We start from the raw sequence: 17,343 nt of genomic DNA, 5'->3' as shown, positions 1-17,343 counted from the left end.
TCGTTCGTTTTTTGTTGGTTGATAGTTTTTAGCCAGCACGTCAGCACGGCCCATCATATGGAAGCCCTTGCCCTGCTCTGTGGCAGAGACAAGGACCAGTGAGGATGATATGAGCATTATAAAAAAACAGGATTTCATCGATTCTATCGCAGATGCCCTCCAGTACATCTCCTATTACCACCCGTTGGATTTTGTTCAGGCTGCCAAAGCGGCGTATGACCGCGAGGCCAACCCGGCCGCCAAAGATGCGCTGGCCCAGATCCTGATCAACTCCCGCATGTCCGCCGAAGGTCATCGTCCGCTCTGCCAGGACACCGGTATCGTGACCTGTTTCGTCAAGATCGGCATGCAAGTCCAGTGGGACAGCGACATGACGGTGCAGGAGATGGTGGACGAAGGGACCCGCCGTGCCTACACCAATCCTGACAACCCGCTGCGCGCCTCCGTGCTGGCCGATCCGGCCGGCAGTCGCAAAAACACCAAAGACAACGCCCCTGCCGTGGTTCATATCGACATGATCCCCGGCAACAAGGTGGAAGTGAGCATCGCGGCCAAAGGCGGCGGCTCCGAGAACAAATCCAAGATGGTGATGCTCAACCCCTCTGACGATATCGTCGAGTGGGTACTGAAAACCGTGCCGACCATGGGCGCAGGCTGGTGCCCACCCGGCATGCTGGGCATCGGCATCGGTGGTACTGCCGAGAAAGCGGCGGTGCTGGCCAAAGAGGCTCTGATGGAGCACATCGACATTCAGGAGCTGATCGCCCGTGGCCCGCAAACCACCGAAGAGAAGCTGCGGGTCGAGCTCTACGACAAGGTCAACAAGCTGGGGATCGGTGCCCAGGGTCTGGGCGGCCTCACAACCGTGCTGGATGTGAAGGTGAAATCTGCGCCGACTCACGCCGCCTCCAAGCCGGTGGTGATGATCCCCAACTGCGCCGCGACCCGCCACGTTCACTTCGAGCTGGATGGTTCAGGGCCCGCCGAGCTGACCCCGCCGAAACTGAGCGACTGGCCGGAGATCACCCGTGAAGCGGGTGGCAACGTGCGTCGCGTCAACGTTGATGGCATCACCAAGGCCGAACTGGCCAGCTGGAAGAGCGGTGATACCGTGCTGCTCTCCGGCAAGATCCTCACAGGTCGCGACGCCGCCCACAAGCGTATCGCCGACATGCTGGCCCGTGGTGAAGGGCTGCCGGAAGGGGTCGATTTCACCAACCGCTTTATCTATTACGTTGGCCCGGTCGATGCGGTGCGCGACGAAGTGGTCGGCCCGGCAGGCCCCACCACCTCCACCCGTATGGACAAGTTTACCGACATGATGCTGGGTGAAACCGGCCTTATCGGCATGATCGGCAAATCCGAGCGGGGCCCGAAAACCGTCGAGAGCATCAAGCAGCACAAGGCCGTCTATCTGATGGCGGTGGGCGGCGCCGCCTATCTGGTGGCCAAGGCCATCAAGAAGGCGCGCGTGGTGGCTTTTGCCGATCTCGGCATGGAAGCGATCTACGAGTTTGAAGTGGAAGATATGCCGGTGACCGTTGCGGTCGATTCCGAAGGCAACAATATCCACGAAACCGGCCCGACCTACTGGTCTGCCAAGATTGCCGAGCTGGATGGCAAGCTCTCCTCCTGAGTTACCGCTTTCGCTGCCGGTTAACGGTATCGGCCTGTAAAGAAGGCGCGTCCATCCGGATGCGCCTTTTTGCTTTGGCTGGCCTGTTATGGGCTCCAGTTGGCCGTTTGCGGCAAGCAGGTATAAAAAAAGGATGGCGTGACGCCATCCTTTTTCGTTGTGCTTGTGCTCTGGTAGTAGACAGCAGAGCAATCGTCCTTGGCTTTAGGCCTTTTTCAGGTAGGCGGCCACCAGTACGATCTGCACGCCGTTGACCTTGCCTTCGATGTGGAGCGGGTTGTTGGTCAGACGGATGCCCTTGACCAGGGTGCCGCGCTTGGCGGTGAAACCGGCGCCTTTCACGTCCAGATCCTTGATCAGGGTAACGGAGTCGCCCTCTTGCAGCACGGCGCCGTTGGAGTCAACGGTCGGTACGCTGTCATCATCTTCGTCAGCAATACCAGCTTCAGCCCAGGCCTTGGCTTCGTCTTCCATGTACATCATGTCCAGCAGATCCTGAGCCCACACTTCACCCTTGCCGGAGAGTGTTTTCAGCTGGCGCCATGCCATCACCTGCACCGCAGGCACCTGGCTCCACATGCTGTCGCTCAGGCAACGCCAGTGGTTCACCACCAGGGTATCCGGTTGTTCCAGCTGACCACGGCAGGTGTCACAGATAGCAACGCTGTGATCATCGTCGCTGGCGGGGGAGTGAGGCACCACGAAGGCGGTCAGCGCCTGCTCGGCGCTGCACAGTTCACACTTGGCGCCCGCGCGCGCTTGCAGAATGGCGTTGATGGTCATGTTGTTGGTCCCATAGCTAGTGGTAAAGCGACCCGCGTTGGGCGGGGCGCGTGAAAGAGGGGGCGGAATATAGCATAAAACCCCGCACTTTGTCAGGTCTGCCCTGGCTCACAAGGTTGGCTGTGCTGTTGCGCGGCGCTGATCGTTTGGTATTGAGAGTGCAATTTGAAGCGGGATAGCTAGAATGAGCCTCCTTTTTGACTGCAAGGCAGGGGCATTCGTGCTGGCTCAACGTTTTCAACAACTGGATCGACTGCTCACCCGCTACCGACGCTGGTGGCAATATCAGCCATATCATCATTTGACCATGGCCTTTGCCGATGAGGCGCCCGAACTGGCGGCGTTACTCAATGGGCTGACGCTCGGCCAGCTGGCAGAGCTCGATGCGGATATGGATGCCCTCAGCAGTCTGCTTGCCCCCTGGATTGCCGAGGGCGCCGAGCTGCAGCAACTCAGCCAGCTTGCCCCGTTTACCCCGGAGCCCATCACTTGCAGCAAGGAGATGGCACTGCATATGCCGGGGCGCAAGCAGGCCCAGATCGAGTCGTTCACCGCCTGTTTGCCGGCCCATCAGGGCCCCTATCTGGAGTGGTGTGCCGGCAAAGGGCATCTTGGGCGACTTGTATCGCTCCATCGACAGGCTCCGATCCTCAGTCTGGAGCTGCAAGGGCAGCTTTGTGACGAAGGTCGGCTGCTGGCCGAGCTGGATGGTGCCAATATGACCTTTACCTGCGCCGATGCCTTTGCCCCCGAATCGGCGGCGCTGATCGTCCCTGAACATCACGCTATGGCACTCCATGCCTGCGGCGAGCTGCACACCCATCTGCTGGAACGGGTAGCCGAGCGCAGTGCCAGTGGAGTGACCATCTCTCCCTGTTGTTATCACCTGATCCGCAGCAGCCACTATCGCCCGCTGTCGTTGGCGGCCAACGCCAGTGAGCTGGTGTTGAGCAAGGCGGATCTCAAGTTGCCGCTACAGGAGACGGTGACTGGCGGTGCGCGGATCGCCCGCCTGCGCGAGCAGGAAGTGGTGTGGCGGCTCGGGTTTGACTGCCTGCAGCGTCAGGTGCGCGGTGTGGATGAGTATCTGCCGGTGCCCAATATGCAAAAGAGCCTGCTGACCGGCACCTTCGAGGCATTCTGCGTTTGGGCTGCAGAGCGCAAAGGGATTGTGCTGCCCGCCGGGCTCGACTACCCCGCCTGGTTGGAACACGGGGAGCGCCGCTTTGGCGATGTCGCCCGCATGGAGCTGGTGCGTCATTTGTTTCGCCGTCCCCTCGAGATCTGGCTGGCGCTGGATCGCGCGCTCTTTTTGCAAGAGCAGGGCTATCGGGTCGAAGTGGGGGAGTTCTGTGCCAAACCCATGACCCCGCGCAATATCCTGATCCGTGCCGTGCGTGCCTGACATCCGGCTATTTTGAGCATTTTTCTTGAACATTGATGATGGCTGACAGGTTGAGCCTGTCAGCCATTTTTTTCATCACGAACAATGGCCGTATGGCAGGCCACCTTGCCGTCTCAACTGTTCTTAAAATGGGCGAAAGATCACGCTCTGGCGTTTTCGTTTGGGTTCTTTTTCTTTGTTTCAGCTGCACTGAATATCACAAGGTGAAATGGCTCACAAATTTTGCTTATTTCTTAATTCTCATCGTGAATTTAGTTGTTGAAACACCTACTCTTGGAACGCATTAATTCAAAAAAGGACGATAAACATGTTCAAACCCAAGCGTTGTGCCTGGCTGATAGCTGCCGCCTGCGCATTGCCAAGCTATGCCGCAATGAGTGCAGCCATGAATATTCAACCCGATCCGAAAAATGCGGGAGGATATGTGATTGCGGCTCCGGATCTGGCCGCCGTGGAAAAAGCCAAGACGGCTAATCCCATGTATGCAATATGGGCCAAGGCATTGGCGACACGGTCAAATAAAATCGTTGATTCCATTGAACCGGGTCTGGCAAGCAATCCTGACAACGTAAAACGGGTTGAACGGGTATTTCCTCAATCTGAATGGGAATATTTAACCCAGATGGCAGCGCCGGAATATACTTATGTCCGCTTCTTGCGAGCCATCGGTAAATTCCCTGCGTTCTGTGGCGAATATACTGACGGGCGTGATTCTGATGCGATCTGTAAAAAATCCATTGTGACGGCCTTTGCCCACTTCTCTCAGGAGACCGGTGGCCATATTGCCAAGGAGAACGTCTCCGATAACCCGCTGGGGCTGGAGGAGTGGCAACAGGCGCTGGTGCATGTGCGGGAGATGGGCTGGTCAGAGGGACAGACCGGCTACACCACCGGCTGTGGCCAGAACGACTGGCAGAACAAGAAGTGGCCTTGCAGCACGGGTCAGGGGTACTTCGGCCGCGGCGCCAAGCAGCTTTCTTACCACTTCAACTACGGAGCCTTCTCCGAGGCGATGTTTGATGGCGATGCCTCCGTGCTGCTCAACAACCCGGGGCTGGTGGCGGACTCCTGGCTCAACCTCGCTTCTGCCATATGGTTTTTCCTCACCCCGCAGGCCCCGAAACCGGCCATGCTGCACGTGATTGATCGCACATGGGTACCCTCCAAACGGGAAGTGGATGCCGGTATCGGCTACGGCTTTGGTACCACCATCAACGTCATCAACGGCGGCATCGAGTGTGGTGAACAGAACAAGGACAAGGGGCAGCCGGTCAATCGCATCCGCTATTGGGAAGGGCTGGCCAACCACTACCAGATCCCGATCAAGGCGGATGAGAAACACCTGCTGGCAGCAGACTCCCTATGGCAGCCTCAATCTCAACGGTGCTACCGACGTGCTCTATACCAACTGGGATGGCAACTGGAAGTACTATCCGGATCGCCCGGGCGGTTACTCCTTCGAGTGCGAGCTGGTGGGCTTTCAGACCGCTTATTCTGCGCTGGTGCCGGGTGATTACGAGAAGTGCGTGACCAACTTCTACGGCTCCCACGCCAACTGGCCGAAAGTGCGGATCGTCGCCAAGCTCGATCCCGCCCCGGTCGATCCGGTTGACCCGCCGGTTGATGGTCAGCCTGCCTGGGATGCCAGCAAGGTCTATACCGCTGGCAGCAAGGTGAGCTACAAGGGCGCCGTCTATCAGGCAAAATGGTGGACGCAAGGGGATGATCCCGCCAAAGGTGGCCCCTGGGCGTTGGTGACGACCCAATAAAGAGACAGTCCATCCATTGATAAGGAGAGGGGGCTTAGCCCCCTTTTAATATATTTTTTGCGCAGGGGGCAATATGTGCAGCGATTAAAAAAAAACCGTCAATCTGGAGGGGGAACTGTATTTGTCAGCCAGCTTTTCTTTTCCATTTAAAGTGACGTAAACGATCCATATTAAATTTTATTGATGGCTGGATTTAATGTTTTAACCTTGCTACGCAGCAATATTAAAAAGCGTTGAGTGATGTTTTGCTAAACGATGGGTTCGCAGAGCACACCCATGATGCCATCCTTCTCGTATTTATGATGAGGGTGTCTATTCTTCTCATCTATCAATGCATGGTATCACCTTGGCGACATTTATTTCACAGAGAGAAAAATGAACATATTGGATGTAAAAGTCGTATGTATCTATTTGTTTACGGATGAGAGTATGTAGTTCGGCGGATTTTTTTACTGCGAGCGAGGTAATCTTGCTCGATTTAAAATAGTTGTTAAGGTGCGCAGATGAATGGGGATTGTCGTCTCGTTATCTGAATGGGAAGTCGTATGCGGTTTAATCACTAAGTAGATAGCAGGAAAGAGGAGTGCACCATGGAACTGGTGGTGATCCGCCATGGCGATACGCAAGCCAATGCGGACGAGCGCTATCAGGGCGCGCTGGATATCGGGCTCAATGACGATGGCGTGCTTCAGATATCCCGGCTGGCTGAGAAGGTGGCTGTGACAGAGCCGCCGTTCGATCGGCTGCTGGCATCCCCTCTGCTTCGAATAAGGGAGAGCGCTGCCATCTTGTCTCGTCAGTTGGGATTGCCTGTGGAGCTTGTGCCTGCCTTTCGTGAGCGGGATGTCGGCCTGTTTGAAGGGCTGACGCAGGCAGAAGCAAGGGATCACTATCCCGAACTGTGGGCGCGCAATATCACCCGGCGCTGGGCTGAAGCTCCTACCGGTGGTGAAACCATTGATGAGGTGATTGCCCGGGTCTCGCAGGGACTCACGGAACTTGCTTCGACCATGCAAGGGGAGCGAATACTGCTGGTGGCGCATGGTGTGGTCGCCAAGGTGATCCGTGCCGTCACGATTGCCGGATTTGATGACTTCTTCGAGTGGCAATTGCCCAACGGCGGCATGCTGTCGGTGAGGCTCTCTCTGGCTGATGGCGGCCCACTGCGCTTTAGCCGTCCCCTTGATGGTTGTGATTGAAAAGTGCACCAAAGGCAAAACGAAAAAAGCAGCGCTACCGAAGAGAGTAGCCTGCTTTTTGTGTACGTTGTGGTTGGTTATCTCTGCAGGCACTGGTTAGCAGTGTCACCAGAGGGAAGGGCGTGCGCCATCAGATTGGCTCCGGTTCCTCTTTGCGGCAGCAGTTGCGCCCCTGTTTCTTGGCCAGATAGAGGGCGGTGTCGGCTCGTCTAACCATCTTCTCTACAGTGTCATGGCTGCCCTTGCTGGCGCTGATCCCGATACTGATGGTGAGGGAGATCTCAAGAGCCCCGTCCAGTGCATGGTGCTGGGATTCGATGGCTAGCCTGATCCGCTCGGCGCTGGCCCAGGCGAGCTCGAGGGAGGTTTCCGGTAGCAGCACGATAAACTCTTCGCCACCCCAGCGACCCAGCATGTCCACCTCCCGCAGCTGTTTGCTGATCCGTTTCACCAGACTCAGGATTGCCAGATCTCCCTGCTGATGGCCAAAGGTGTCGTTGACTTCCTTGAAGTGGTCGATATCGATCAGCAGCAGGCTCATGGTATGGCCAAAACGCTGGCAGCGTTGCATCTCGGCGTTGACCAGCTCGTTGAAGCGGCGCCGGTTGGCAATGCCGGTGAGGGGATCCGTGGTGGCGGCGACCTTCAACTCCTCCACCAGTCGGGCTCGCTCCGAGATATCCCGCAAGATGGCGGTCATCTCGGTGGTCGGGCCCAGATTGATCTTGGCGATAGTCACCTCCAGCGGAAATTCGCTACCGTCGCGGCGCAGACCCATCACCGAGGCGCGGGCATGCATCGGGCGCGAATTGATGGGGGAGCTGCTGAAAGCTTTGAAATAGGTTTCGTGATTGGCGCGAAAACGCTGTGGCAGCAGGGTTTCCAGCCGCTTGCCGAGATAGCTTTCGTCGATGCCGAACATCTCGCAGGCGGCGGTATTGATAAGCTCGATGCGTGACTCGCTGCTGACACTGATGATGCCGTCATAGGCGGAGTTGACCACCGCTTCGAAGCGACGGCGACTGGTGGTGAGCGCCTCTTCCAGCTGCATCCTGGCGGTGATGTCGATGGCGGTGACGATGATCCGGTTGATCCGTGCCTGCTCGGGGATGATGGGGGAGAGAATAAAGCGCCACCAACTGGTGCGCGACAGGCTGTCGATGGGCAGCTCGCTCTCGAGCCCTGTCTGCATGCGCACACATTCGTGCATTGGCGGCTCGATGGTATTGGTGATGTAGCGGGGAAACATCTCGCTCAGCTGTTTGCCAATGCTGCCAAGGACATCCAGCTCGAACGCCTTGGCAAAGGTATCGTTGGCAGAGACCAGCACAAAGTGATCATCCTTGTCGAGGCTGAACACCGCCACGGCTGCGCCGATGGCGTCGAGAGATGACTTTATGTCGGCATGGGAACCCTGTGTAAACATGCGACCTCCACGGCGAATAACATATTGATATTCAGTATAGTGTGGTCGTTTGGCTAACTACTCTTCGATATCCAGCAACACCAGAATGGCGCTGTCGCCGCCCCATTCGCGGGGAGCCTGATGGAAGGCGCGAACATTGGGGTGCTGGGCCAACCAGCTGGGAATGCGCTGCTTGAGAATATGTTTGCCGATGCCGTGCATCACCGAGGCGACGTGAATGTTCTCTTTCTGGCAGAGGGTGAGCAGGGCGGCCAGCTCCTGTTTTGCCTGCTGCTGGTTCATGCCGTGCAGATCGAGGTAGATCTCCGGCGGATAAATCCCCCGCTTGAGCTTTTTCAGCTCAAATTTTGACACATCTTCCCGCACGTAACGGGTCGGCCCATCATCGTCGAGATGGGGCTGATACTCATCGCTGAAATAGTGGTCAACCCCAAGCTTTTCGCGGGTTTCGCGCAATTCGCGTTTCTGCTTGACCGGGCGTAACTCGGCCCTTATGGTATCTTGCTTGATTTTCCGGGTACCTTTTATCGCATCGCGGAACAGCAGGGTTTCCTCGTCTGTCGGTGAGGGCGTTTTTTTCATCAGATGCTCATGTATTAGGTATGCGTCTTGCCCGCAACGTAAACGGGGCTCGGGCCGGATATTACTCGACTTGGAGGTGGATTTGGACAAGATATTTATCGATGAGGTGGTTGCCGAGATGCACACCATCCAGGACATGTTGCGTTGGGCCATGAGTCGTTTCAACGACGCCGGGATTTTTTACGGTCATGGAACCGACAACGCCTGGGATGAAGCTGTGCAGCTGGTACTGCCCGCGTTACATCTGCCACCGGATGTAGACCCGGCCATGCGCCACTCCCGTCTCACCAGCAGCGAGCGTCACCGCATCGCCGAGCTGATTATCCGCCGCGTACAGGAGCGGGTACCGGCCGCCTACCTGACCAACAAGGCCTGGTATGCCGGTTGGGAGTTCTACGTGGACGAGCGGGTGCTCATTCCCCGTTCCCCCATTGCCGAGATGGTGGCCAACCGTTTCGCGCCCTTCCTCAAACATGAACCGACCCGGATCATGGACTTGTGCACCGGCTCCGGTTGCATCGCCATCATCATGGCCCACGAGTTCCCGGAAGCGGAAGTGGATGCCATCGACATCAGCATCGATGCGCTGAACGTGGCCGAGCGCAACATCAACGATCACGGGTTGGAGCAGCAGGTCATTCCGATCCGCTCCGATCTGTTCCGCGATCTGCCCGCGGGCGACAAGTACGATCTCATCGTCTCCAACCCGCCCTATGTGGACTCCGAAGATATGTCGGATCTGCCGGACGAGTTCCGTCACGAGCCCGAGCTGGCGCTGGCGTCCGGCTCCGATGGTCTCAAGCTGACCAAGCGTCTGCTGGCCCATGCGGCAGATTTCCTCAAGGATAACGGCGTGCTGGTGGTCGAAGTGGGCAACAGCATGATCCATCTGGAAGCCCAGTTCCCCGAGATCCCCTTTACCTGGGTTGAATTCGAAAACGGCGGCCACGGCGTCTTTGTGATGAGCCGTGACGAGCTGGTGCAGTATCAGGATCATTTCGCCATCTACAAGAACTAAGCAGGAGCGCGCATGGCAGGGAACAGTTTTGGTCAACTCTTTCGGGTCACCACCTTTGGCGAGAGCCACGGCCTGGCGCTGGGCGCTGTGGTCGATGGTTGCCCGCCGGGGCTGGAGATCAGCGAGGCGGATCTGCAGGGGGATCTGGATCGGCGCAAGCCCGGTACCTCCCGCTACACCACGCCGCGTCGCGAGCCGGATGAGGTGAAGATCCTCTCTGGGGTGTTTGAGGGCAAGACCACCGGCACCTCCATCGGGCTGCTCATCGAGAACACCGATCAGCGCTCCAAGGATTACTCCGACATCAAGGATCTGTTCCGGCCGGGTCACGCTGACTACACCTACCACCAGAAGTATGGTCAGCGGGACTATCGCGGCGGTGGTCGCTCCTCGGCACGCGAGACCGCGATGAGGGTAGCGGCGGGGGCGATCGCCAAGAAGTACCTGAAACAGGTGCATGGCATCGAGATCACCGGTTTTCTCTCCCAGCTCGGCCCCATCAAGGCTGAGGCGTTTGACGCGGCGCAGATTGAGCAGAATCCCTTCTTCTTCCCCGATGCGGGCAAGCTGGAAGAACTGGATCAATACATGCGTGACCTGAAAAAAGAGGGCAACAGTATCGGTGCCAAGGTGCAGGTCATTGCGCGCAATGTGCCGGTGGGCCTGGGTGAGCCGGTGTTTGATCGTCTCGACGCTGACATTGCCCATGCCATGATGGGCATCAATGCGGTTAAAGGGGTGGAGATCGGTGACGGCTTTGCGGTGGTGGAGCAAAAAGGCTCCGAGCATCGTGACGAGATGACCCCGGCGGGCTTTGCCAGCAACCATGCGGGCGGCATTCTGGGTGGGATCTCGTCGGGTCAGGATATCGTGGTGAGCATGGCGCTCAAACCGACTTCCAGCATCACTGTGCCGGGCAAGACCATCAATACCGAAGGCGAGGCAATCGAGATGATCACCAAGGGTCGTCACGATCCCTGTGTCGGCATCCGCGCCGTGCCCATCGCCGAAGCCATGCTGGCGCTGGTGTTGATGGATCACCTGCTGCGCCATCGCGCCCAGAATCAGGGGGTGTTGACCCATACCCCGCAGCTGCGCTGATCGCTGTTGCTGCTTATTGACTGATCGCTCCCTGTTTGGGGAACAAGTTCGACAATACCAAAAAGGCGACCTTCGGGTCGCCTTTGCTATTTCAGGTGGCGGCTTATCCCGTCAATGCTTGCGGAGAGTGCGGGTCAGCAGATCCGCGGCGCCCGGATCGGCATTGAGGCGACACCTGGGGGGCGAGAACTTGTTGTGGGGTTTGGGCAAGGCATGAATGGCCTCGTTGACTTTGAGGATCTGTTCTTCGCTCACGCTGTTTTTGGCAAACATCAGGCTGACCGGCTGGTGGTGGAGCAACAGTTGGCAGCTGATAAACTCTTCGGCCCCCAGTTGGGCCAGCCGGTAGCGGGCATATTGCCACTCCATGATGATGCCATCGAGGCGGCGAGCCAGCAGCAGATCGATCATCCGCTCATCGGCGTTGTATTCGGTCGCCATTTTAAGCGCCGGGCAGCTATCCATCTGATGCATGGGGCGGGTGCCGCGCAATTTGCCTATCTTGAGCCCTTTCTCGTTGCACAACGCGGGCAGATTATCGAGCTGCGCCCAGCGATCCTGATGGCCGGGAATCGGGTCATTGCTCAGCAGCACATAGGCACTTTGGCGGTAGGGGGTCGAGAAGCGGGCATAGCTCTGGCGCTCCGGCAGGGGGAGGGCGGCCATCGCCACATCCAGCTGATCGTATTCTACCAGATGCAGTGCCCGCGCCCAGGGAAGCTCGCGAAACTTGGGGGCAAAGCCCGCCTGGGTAAGGATCTGGCGGGTCAGGCTGACATCCAGCCCATCCAGCTCACCCCGGTTGTTGATTTGGCTGAAGGGGGGCCAGTGGCTCCAGGCCACGGTCAGGGTCTGACTGGCCTGCAGCACAGGGCTTAGCAGCAGAAGCAGCAGGCCAATCCTTGCCTGCCAGCTGCCGCGGGGACGATATGGCGTGGTCATAGCTAAACCTCGTTATTGTGTTCTTTTATCCCGTGCTTTTGCCCTGCGAGCCATGCCTGCGAGGGCTGATATTGTGTTGCCAGTTAATAGTGTGGTGCGTGCTACATCAATCAACGGGATTATTCGGGGGGCAGGAGGGGGATTTTCTGTTCGTGCTGGGAGGAGCATCACATTTTTCTCGTTTATCCCGGACAACTCCGTTAGACTGCGCCTCTATTCTTTCCCCTTTGCTCTGCTCCCCGGGGAAATCGTTGTTTTCTCAATAGGCCCAGATCTTGTGAGATGGCATCGGCTCAGCAGAGGAGCCCCACCACAAATCCCCGGCGCCCCTATCTCTAGCAGGTAATTATGAGTTTTACTTCCCTCGGTCTGGCCGAACCCTTGTTGCGTGCCGTTGCCGAACAAGGCTACGACACCCCGTCTCCCATTCAGCAGCAAGCGATCCCCGCCGTTCTGGCTGGCCGCGATCTGATGGCGGCGGCCCAAACAGGGACCGGCAAGACCGCAGGCTTTACCCTGCCGATGCTGCAACGTCTGATGGAGAGCAAGCGCAAGGTTTCTCCGAACCGCATTCGTGCGCTGGTGCTGACCCCGACTCGCGAGCTGGCCGCCCAGGTGGGCGAGAGCGTGCGTAACTACGGCAAACACCTGCCGATGCGCAGCCACGTGGTGTTCGGCGGCGTCAGCATCAATCCGCAGATGATGGCGACTCGCCGTGGTCTGGACGTGCTGGTGGCCTGTCCTGGCCGCCTGATGGATCTTTACAACCAGAACGCCGTCAAGTTCGACGAGGTGGAGATCCTGGTACTGGACGAAGCGGATCGCATGCTCGACATGGGCTTTATTCGCGACATCCGCCGCATCCTGGCCCTGCTGCCGAAGAAGCGTCAGAACCTGCTCTTCTCCGCCACCTTCGCCGACGAGATCCGCGAACTGGCCACTGGTCTGCTGGATAACCCGGCTGTCATTGAAGTCGCCCCGCGCAACAGCACCGCCGAGCGTATCGAGCAGCTGGTGCACCCGTGCGACAAGGCCAACAAGATCGCGCTGCTGAGTCATCTGGTCACCAGCAACAACTGGCAGCAGGTACTGGTGTTCACCCGTACCAAGCACATGGCCAACCGTGTTGCCGAGACTCTCGACAAGAACGGCGTCAGCGCCGCCGCCATCCACGGCAACAAGAGCCAGGGTGCCCGTACTCGCGCGCTGGCCGGTTTCAAGGATGGTAGCGTCAAGGTGCTGGTGGCAACCGACATCGCCGCCCGTGGTCTGGACATCGACAAGTTGCCGCAAGTGGTCAACTTCGAGTTGCCCAACGTGGCGGAAGATTACGTTCACCGCATCGGTCGTACCGGCCGTGCAGGTGCTGCCGGTCACGCCATCTCGCTGGTGGCTGCCGATGAAGGCAAGCTTATCAAGGCGATCGAGCGTCTGACCAAGCAGAACATCCCGTGCGAGCAGGTGGCCGGTTTTGAAGCCTCCCGCGAGACCCTGGACAACATCGCCCGTGGTATCGGCGCGCCGCTGCGCAAAGAGCCCCGTGATCCGAGCGAGCAGCGCCGTGCGCCGCGTCCGCAAGGTCAAGGCCAGCGTCAAGGTGCCGGTCGTTCCGCCTCCAATGGCAATGCGGGTGGTGCACGTACCGGTAACGGTGGCAAGCCCAAGTCGCAAGGTGGTCAGCGCCCTGTTGATGGCGCTGGCAAACCGGCTCAGGCCCGTCGTCCACGTCGCTCTACCCACAACCAGTAAGCGGCTCGGGAGCTTGACTCCCCTGCTATGCGGTTGACTGAAAAAGCCCTGCCAATTTGGCAGGGCTTTTTGTTTTTTCAGCCATGTAATCGGCACTGTGTGGTGCTGTGAGAACCGCACTAGATGGCGGAGAGGTACTGCTTTTGCATCGCCAACCAGCGCCCGTTGTTGATAAACACCAGCTGTACCTTGAGCAGGGCCGCAATTTCCGCCCGGTGCTTTTTATCGAGGTAGAGAAAGACCTGCTCTTTGGTGATCTTCTGCCAGGGGGACGCCAGTGCAGGTTGAGAGGCGGGGCGCATCTTGATCAGCCAATCCACTTTGCCTCGATGCAGTTGGGCAAGCCCCTGCTTCTCATCGTTCAACCAGATGACCTGATAGTTGCCGAGGAAGCGCTCGCACCACTGGATGCCGCGCAGGCAGCCAATCACGGTATCCTTGGCAGGGGGCCAGCTCGGGTTATCCCGTGGCTGACCATAAATCGCCGCCTCCGAGATGGGGGCACCGATCTGCAGCAAGTGGGGATAGGTCTGATCAAAGCCCTTTATCCGGGCCATATCGCCATCGACGGCATGGTCTGCCTCAATCAACTTTTCGCAGCGGGCATAGGTGCAGGGGATCAACTGAAAGTCGATGCCGGCCCGGCCAAACCAGTCATGAATAAAAGGGCGCAATATCGCTGTGTGTTCGACCGCTGCCGCCAGCTTTAGCGGGGTTGCGTGGGCAACGGGAATCAGCCCGACAAGCAATAACCAGCCAATCCACTTCATATCGCACTCCTGAATCGGGCTTATTCAAGCAGAACTGTTGCGACTATCTGTGCAGTAAAGAATAGCCGATGGGGATGGCTGCCAGACCGCTTCGCCAGCTATTCGTGACGGCCGGGTCAGGGGCGCAGCGCCGTGATCAGGATATGGGCAGCGCTCACCAGGATCACTGTGAAGGTCAGCCCCATTCCCACAACCCGATAACGGAAGTTCTCCGGCGTGCGGCTCATGCCAAAGGCGTGGCAGAGGCGGCCAAGCAAGAGGGCGCTCCCCAGCAGATGGATAAGCCAGGGGGTCTGGTTGCTGGTTTCGACGAAATAGATGAGCAGCAGGGCGAGGGGGACATACTCGGCAAAGTTGGCATGCACCCGCATGGCCCGCAGCATGGCGGGGTCATCCCCATGCCCCAGCGCCACCTTGCGGCTATGGCGGGTGCGAATGGTTCGAATGCTCAGCAACACAAACAACAGGGCGAGCAGGGCCGCGTAAACAGGCAGTATGGTCATGGTATCTGGCTCCTTGTGTGATGATATCGAGTGGCTGGTGTTCAGAGACGCGATATTGCTCGGCATCTCAATGGCTTGCCTTGAGGGTAGCAGCAAACTGCCTTAGCACGACCGTCATCCACTCACTCGCCATCGGCCAAGCGCAGGCGCAAAAAAAACAGCCCTGCCGAGGTGGCAGGGCTGTTTTTTGATCATATTGATGGTGGGCAGAGCAGGGCCCCGTCATTACCCCTCATAAGGGAGGGAGGAGTGGTGCAGCACGATGCGCACCTTGCCATCATCCCCCTTCTTGAAACCCCAGGTCTTGTCGACTGTAGTTTCCTTGTTGTCGCGATCTACCAGATGCACCTTGCCCATGGTCAGCGCCATGTCGCCGTTGATATAGAGGGCGGCATTGTCATAGCGATAGCTCTGCCAGTTTTTCAGGGCGAACCCTTTGTCGGTGGGGTAGGCGCTGTTGTTGCCGACAAAGTAGGCCAGCGCCCCCTCGCGGTTGGTGCGAAAGGTCTGCACGCCACCGGCAAGGGTCGGCTTGAACAGCACCGGCCCCTGCTGGTAGCCGTAGGCGCTGTCGAGCACCGACTCGGCGGTCGCCTTGGCGCGCTCAATCCCACCGGCGCGATAGTCATCGCTTATCTTGATGAGCGCCGCGCCCTAACCATCCTGCGCGGCCTTGATCTCCGCCTCGGTAATATTGTTGTTGGCGATTTCGGCGGCGCTGAGTGCGCCGCTGGCGGCAAGCAGGACGAGGGCAAGGGTGCTCTTCTTGAGGTGCAACATCATTGTTTTCAAACTCCTGATAGCGATAAACGAGCGGGCAGTGTAGCGAAGGGGCATGAACGGTTTTTGAACTGATTATTCAGGGTTGGGTAGTAAAAAGGTCGGTATATAGCTGAAGGTTTGGGTGTTTGTTTGGTAAGGGGCGCTGTCTTAATTAATGGCGGATGCCTGTATCCAACTTGATTTCTTTTCCAACAAAAAGCCCCGCCAAGTTAATTGGCGGGGCTTGGCTATTTGGGGCATTCAGTATCGGGGATTACAGCGCTGGCAGCATTCCAAGGCTGACGCTGATCTGGACGCCAACAATCAGCACGCCCATGGCGGCGGCCACACCCAGCGCCACTACGCCACCCGGGGCGCGGTAGTGGTGGGCAGGCGCCTGTTTGCGGCTCTGCCACACCAGCGCCACCGGCAGCAGCACCGCGAGGATCGCCAGCGCAATGGCGGCGTAGCCGAGGGCCATGATAAAGCCCTGCGGGAAGTAGAGGGCAAACAGCAATGGCGGCACAAAGGTGATGAGGCCAGTCTGACTGCGGCCCTGCCAGTTGTCCTTGCGGCGGGTCACCTTGGCCATAAAGTCGAACAGTCCCAGCGTTACCCCGAGGAAGGAGGTGGCGAGCGCCAGATCGGCAAACAGGTGCATCGCCTGATTAAACGCAGGCCAGCTCACCAGCTTGCCGACGTTGGCCAGCAGGCTGTCCAGCGCGCCGCCGGTTTGCAGCAGGGCTTGCTGGCCGAGCAGACCGAGGATCGCCACCTGCCACAGCACGTAGAGGATCAGCGGCAGGGCTGAGCCCCAGATAAAGACCCGACGCAGCTGTTTTGGGCAGTCACCGAGGTAGAGCATCACGCTCGGAATGGAGCCGTGAAAGCCGAACGAGGTGAAGATGACCGGCAGGCCCGCCAGCAACAGGCCCTGACCCAGCGGCATCGAGAGCAGATGCTGCCCTTCAGTGCGGGGCAGCAGCAACGCCAGCACCACCACCATGATCACCAGTTTGACGGTGAACATCAGCCGGTTGAGGTAATCCACCGAGCGGGTGCCAACACAGACCATGCCGCCAAACAGCAGGGTAAAGGCCCAGGCGGCCTGCTCCTGGGTCAGGGTCATGCCCGCATCGGCCAGCGCCTGTGCCAGCAGGCTGCTGCCACCGCTGATGTAGGCGGAGGCCAGCGAGTAGAACAGCATCAGGATACAGAAGGAGGCGATGCGCTTGCCCCAGGGGCCGAGCAGATGGTCCGCCAGCTGGTGCAGGTACCATTTGCCGGTGTTGAGGCTTGCCTCTACTTGCAGCATGGCGGTGAAGGCCATCAGGGCCCAGAGGCCGACCATCAACATCAGGGTGGCGGGGCCGCCGAGGGAGGAGGAGGCCAGCGGCAGGGCCAGCATGCCGGCGCCTATGGTGGTGCCGGCAATCAACAGGGTGCAACCCAGGGTTTTGGTATTCATGTTATCCATCCGAACGTAGCGGTGTCAGTGCAAACAGGCGATGTCAGCAGTGACGTCAACAAGAGGGGCCGATTGGCGTTATCAGAAGGAGCCTCCGGTGATAGGGCCGGAGGCTAGCAATATCGGAACGGGAACATCTGTACCTAAAACCTGTCAGTTGTAAAAGGTGGTTGCCACGTTAGCGGATCAAAATAGCGGAAACAACCCCTTTTATACGGATCTTGTGCTGG

The 17,343-nt window shown here is 58.4% G+C and carries 13 protein-coding genes and 2 pseudogenes; 7 read left to right on the top strand and 8 right to left on the bottom strand.

Features of this window, described 5'->3' with window-relative positions:
• Window positions 1-109: 109 nt before the first annotated feature.
• Window positions 110-1,636 carry a fumarate hydratase gene (locus ACTG2J_RS11270; RefSeq protein WP_439988628.1) on the top strand — a complete coding sequence of 509 codons (1,527 nt, stop codon included), beginning with the start codon at window positions 110-112 and terminating at the stop codon, window positions 1,634-1,636.
• A 204-nt stretch (window positions 1,637-1,840) separates the two neighbouring features.
• Here the strand turns inward: ACTG2J_RS11270 and ACTG2J_RS11265 are convergent, their stop codons facing one another.
• Window positions 1,841-2,419 (bottom strand): PhnA domain-containing protein, encoded by a 579-nt coding sequence (locus ACTG2J_RS11265; RefSeq protein ID WP_111900926.1) that lies wholly within the window; start codon window positions 2,417-2,419, stop codon window positions 1,841-1,843.
• A gap of 184 nt (window positions 2,420-2,603) precedes the next feature.
• On the opposite strand from ACTG2J_RS11265, the gene ACTG2J_RS11260 reads away from it, so the two are divergent.
• From ACTG2J_RS11260 to ACTG2J_RS11250, 3 genes and pseudogenes are all read left to right on the top strand, one after another.
• A complete protein-coding gene (locus ACTG2J_RS11260; protein ID WP_439997498.1) occupies window positions 2,604-3,824 on the top strand; it encodes a methyltransferase in 1,221 nt (406 codons plus the stop codon).
• Window positions 3,825-4,131: 307 nt separating this feature from the next.
• A pseudogene (locus ACTG2J_RS11255) lies at window positions 4,132-5,593 on the top strand (chitinase).
• A 590-nt stretch (window positions 5,594-6,183) separates the two neighbouring features.
• A complete protein-coding gene (locus tag ACTG2J_RS11250) occupies window positions 6,184-6,792 on the top strand; it encodes a histidine phosphatase family protein (protein ID WP_113739495.1) in 609 nt (202 codons plus the stop codon).
• A 130-nt stretch (window positions 6,793-6,922) separates the two neighbouring features.
• Here the strand turns inward: ACTG2J_RS11250 and ACTG2J_RS11245 are convergent, their stop codons facing one another.
• Window positions 6,923-8,218: a sensor domain-containing diguanylate cyclase gene (locus ACTG2J_RS11245; protein ID WP_064341229.1), complete on the bottom strand. Its 1,296-nt coding sequence runs from the start codon at window positions 8,216-8,218 to the stop codon at window positions 6,923-6,925.
• A gap of 57 nt (window positions 8,219-8,275) precedes the next feature.
• Window positions 8,276-8,800, bottom strand: coding sequence for an endonuclease SmrB (gene smrB / locus ACTG2J_RS11240; RefSeq protein WP_005333198.1), 525 nt, complete (start codon window positions 8,798-8,800; stop codon window positions 8,276-8,278).
• An 82-nt stretch (window positions 8,801-8,882) separates the two neighbouring features.
• On the opposite strand from smrB, the gene prmB reads away from it, so the two are divergent.
• Together prmB and aroC are read left to right on the top strand one after the other, a co-directional pair.
• Window positions 8,883-9,818: a 50S ribosomal protein L3 N(5)-glutamine methyltransferase gene (gene prmB / locus ACTG2J_RS11235; protein WP_236267394.1), complete on the top strand. Its 936-nt coding sequence runs from the start codon at window positions 8,883-8,885 to the stop codon at window positions 9,816-9,818.
• A 12-nt stretch (window positions 9,819-9,830) separates the two neighbouring features.
• Window positions 9,831-10,919 (top strand): chorismate synthase, encoded by a 1,089-nt coding sequence (gene aroC, locus ACTG2J_RS11230; protein WP_021230156.1) that lies wholly within the window; start codon window positions 9,831-9,833, stop codon window positions 10,917-10,919.
• A 111-nt stretch (window positions 10,920-11,030) separates the two neighbouring features.
• Here aroC and ACTG2J_RS11225 read toward each other — a convergent pair whose 3' ends face one another.
• Entirely contained in the window at window positions 11,031-11,861 is an 831-nt protein-coding gene (locus ACTG2J_RS11225; protein WP_425892328.1) for a substrate-binding periplasmic protein, read from the bottom strand.
• 348 nt (window positions 11,862-12,209) lie between these two features.
• Here ACTG2J_RS11225 and ACTG2J_RS11220 point away from each other — a divergent pair, with 348 nt between their 5' ends.
• Entirely contained in the window at window positions 12,210-13,610 is a 1,401-nt protein-coding gene (locus ACTG2J_RS11220; RefSeq protein WP_439997497.1) for a DEAD/DEAH box helicase, read from the top strand.
• 119 nt (window positions 13,611-13,729) lie between these two features.
• On the opposite strand, the gene ACTG2J_RS11215 is transcribed toward ACTG2J_RS11220, so the two are convergent.
• From ACTG2J_RS11215 to ACTG2J_RS11200, 4 genes and pseudogenes are all read right to left on the bottom strand, one after another.
• Window positions 13,730-14,380 (bottom strand): hypothetical protein, encoded by a 651-nt coding sequence (locus ACTG2J_RS11215; RefSeq protein WP_439988629.1) that lies wholly within the window; start codon window positions 14,378-14,380, stop codon window positions 13,730-13,732.
• Window positions 14,381-14,496: 116 nt separating this feature from the next.
• A complete protein-coding gene (locus tag ACTG2J_RS11210) occupies window positions 14,497-14,883 on the bottom strand; it encodes an MAPEG family protein (protein WP_439988630.1) in 387 nt (128 codons plus the stop codon).
• Between the two features lie 225 nt (window positions 14,884-15,108).
• Window positions 15,109-15,666: pseudogene (locus tag ACTG2J_RS11205) on the bottom strand (hypothetical protein).
• Between the two features lie 253 nt (window positions 15,667-15,919).
• Window positions 15,920-17,113 (bottom strand): aromatic amino acid transport family protein, encoded by a 1,194-nt coding sequence (locus ACTG2J_RS11200; RefSeq protein ID WP_439988631.1) that lies wholly within the window; start codon window positions 17,111-17,113, stop codon window positions 15,920-15,922.
• Between the last annotated feature and the right edge of the window lie 230 nt (window positions 17,114-17,343).

The sequence above is a fragment of the Aeromonas sp. 6P genome (assembly GCF_051919525.1).
GTDB classification, from domain to species: domain Bacteria; phylum Pseudomonadota; class Gammaproteobacteria; order Enterobacterales; family Aeromonadaceae; genus Aeromonas; species Aeromonas veronii.
The sequence above is the reverse complement of the archived record's forward strand: the minus strand, read 5'-3'. Positions and strand labels throughout refer to the sequence as shown.

Excerpts from the sequence above, each read along its gene's own strand:
- ACTG2J_RS11220 (WP_439997497.1), top strand. The coding sequence starts at position 12,210 with ATGAGTTTTACTTCCCTCGGTCTGGCCGAACCCTTGTTGCGTGCCGTT.
- ACTG2J_RS11245 (WP_064341229.1), bottom strand. The coding sequence starts at position 8,218 with ATGTTTACACAGGGTTCCCATGCCGACATAAAGTCATCTCTCGACGCC.
- aroC (WP_021230156.1), top strand. The coding sequence starts at position 9,831 with ATGGCAGGGAACAGTTTTGGTCAACTCTTTCGGGTCACCACCTTTGGC.
- ACTG2J_RS11250 (WP_113739495.1), top strand. The coding sequence starts at position 6,184 with ATGGAACTGGTGGTGATCCGCCATGGCGATACGCAAGCCAATGCGGAC.
- ACTG2J_RS11200 (WP_439988631.1), bottom strand. The coding sequence starts at position 17,113 with ATGAATACCAAAACCCTGGGTTGCACCCTGTTGATTGCCGGCACCACC.
- ACTG2J_RS11260 (WP_439997498.1), top strand. The coding sequence starts at position 2,604 with ATGAGCCTCCTTTTTGACTGCAAGGCAGGGGCATTCGTGCTGGCTCAA.
- ACTG2J_RS11210 (WP_439988630.1), bottom strand. The coding sequence starts at position 14,883 with ATGACCATACTGCCTGTTTACGCGGCCCTGCTCGCCCTGTTGTTTGTG.
- ACTG2J_RS11270 (WP_439988628.1), top strand. The coding sequence starts at position 110 with ATGAGCATTATAAAAAAACAGGATTTCATCGATTCTATCGCAGATGCC.
- ACTG2J_RS11215 (WP_439988629.1), bottom strand. The coding sequence starts at position 14,380 with ATGAAGTGGATTGGCTGGTTATTGCTTGTCGGGCTGATTCCCGTTGCC.
- ACTG2J_RS11265 (WP_111900926.1), bottom strand. The coding sequence starts at position 2,419 with ATGACCATCAACGCCATTCTGCAAGCGCGCGCGGGCGCCAAGTGTGAA.
- ACTG2J_RS11225 (WP_425892328.1), bottom strand. The coding sequence starts at position 11,861 with ATGACCACGCCATATCGTCCCCGCGGCAGCTGGCAGGCAAGGATTGGC.
- smrB (WP_005333198.1), bottom strand. The coding sequence starts at position 8,800 with ATGAAAAAAACGCCCTCACCGACAGACGAGGAAACCCTGCTGTTCCGC.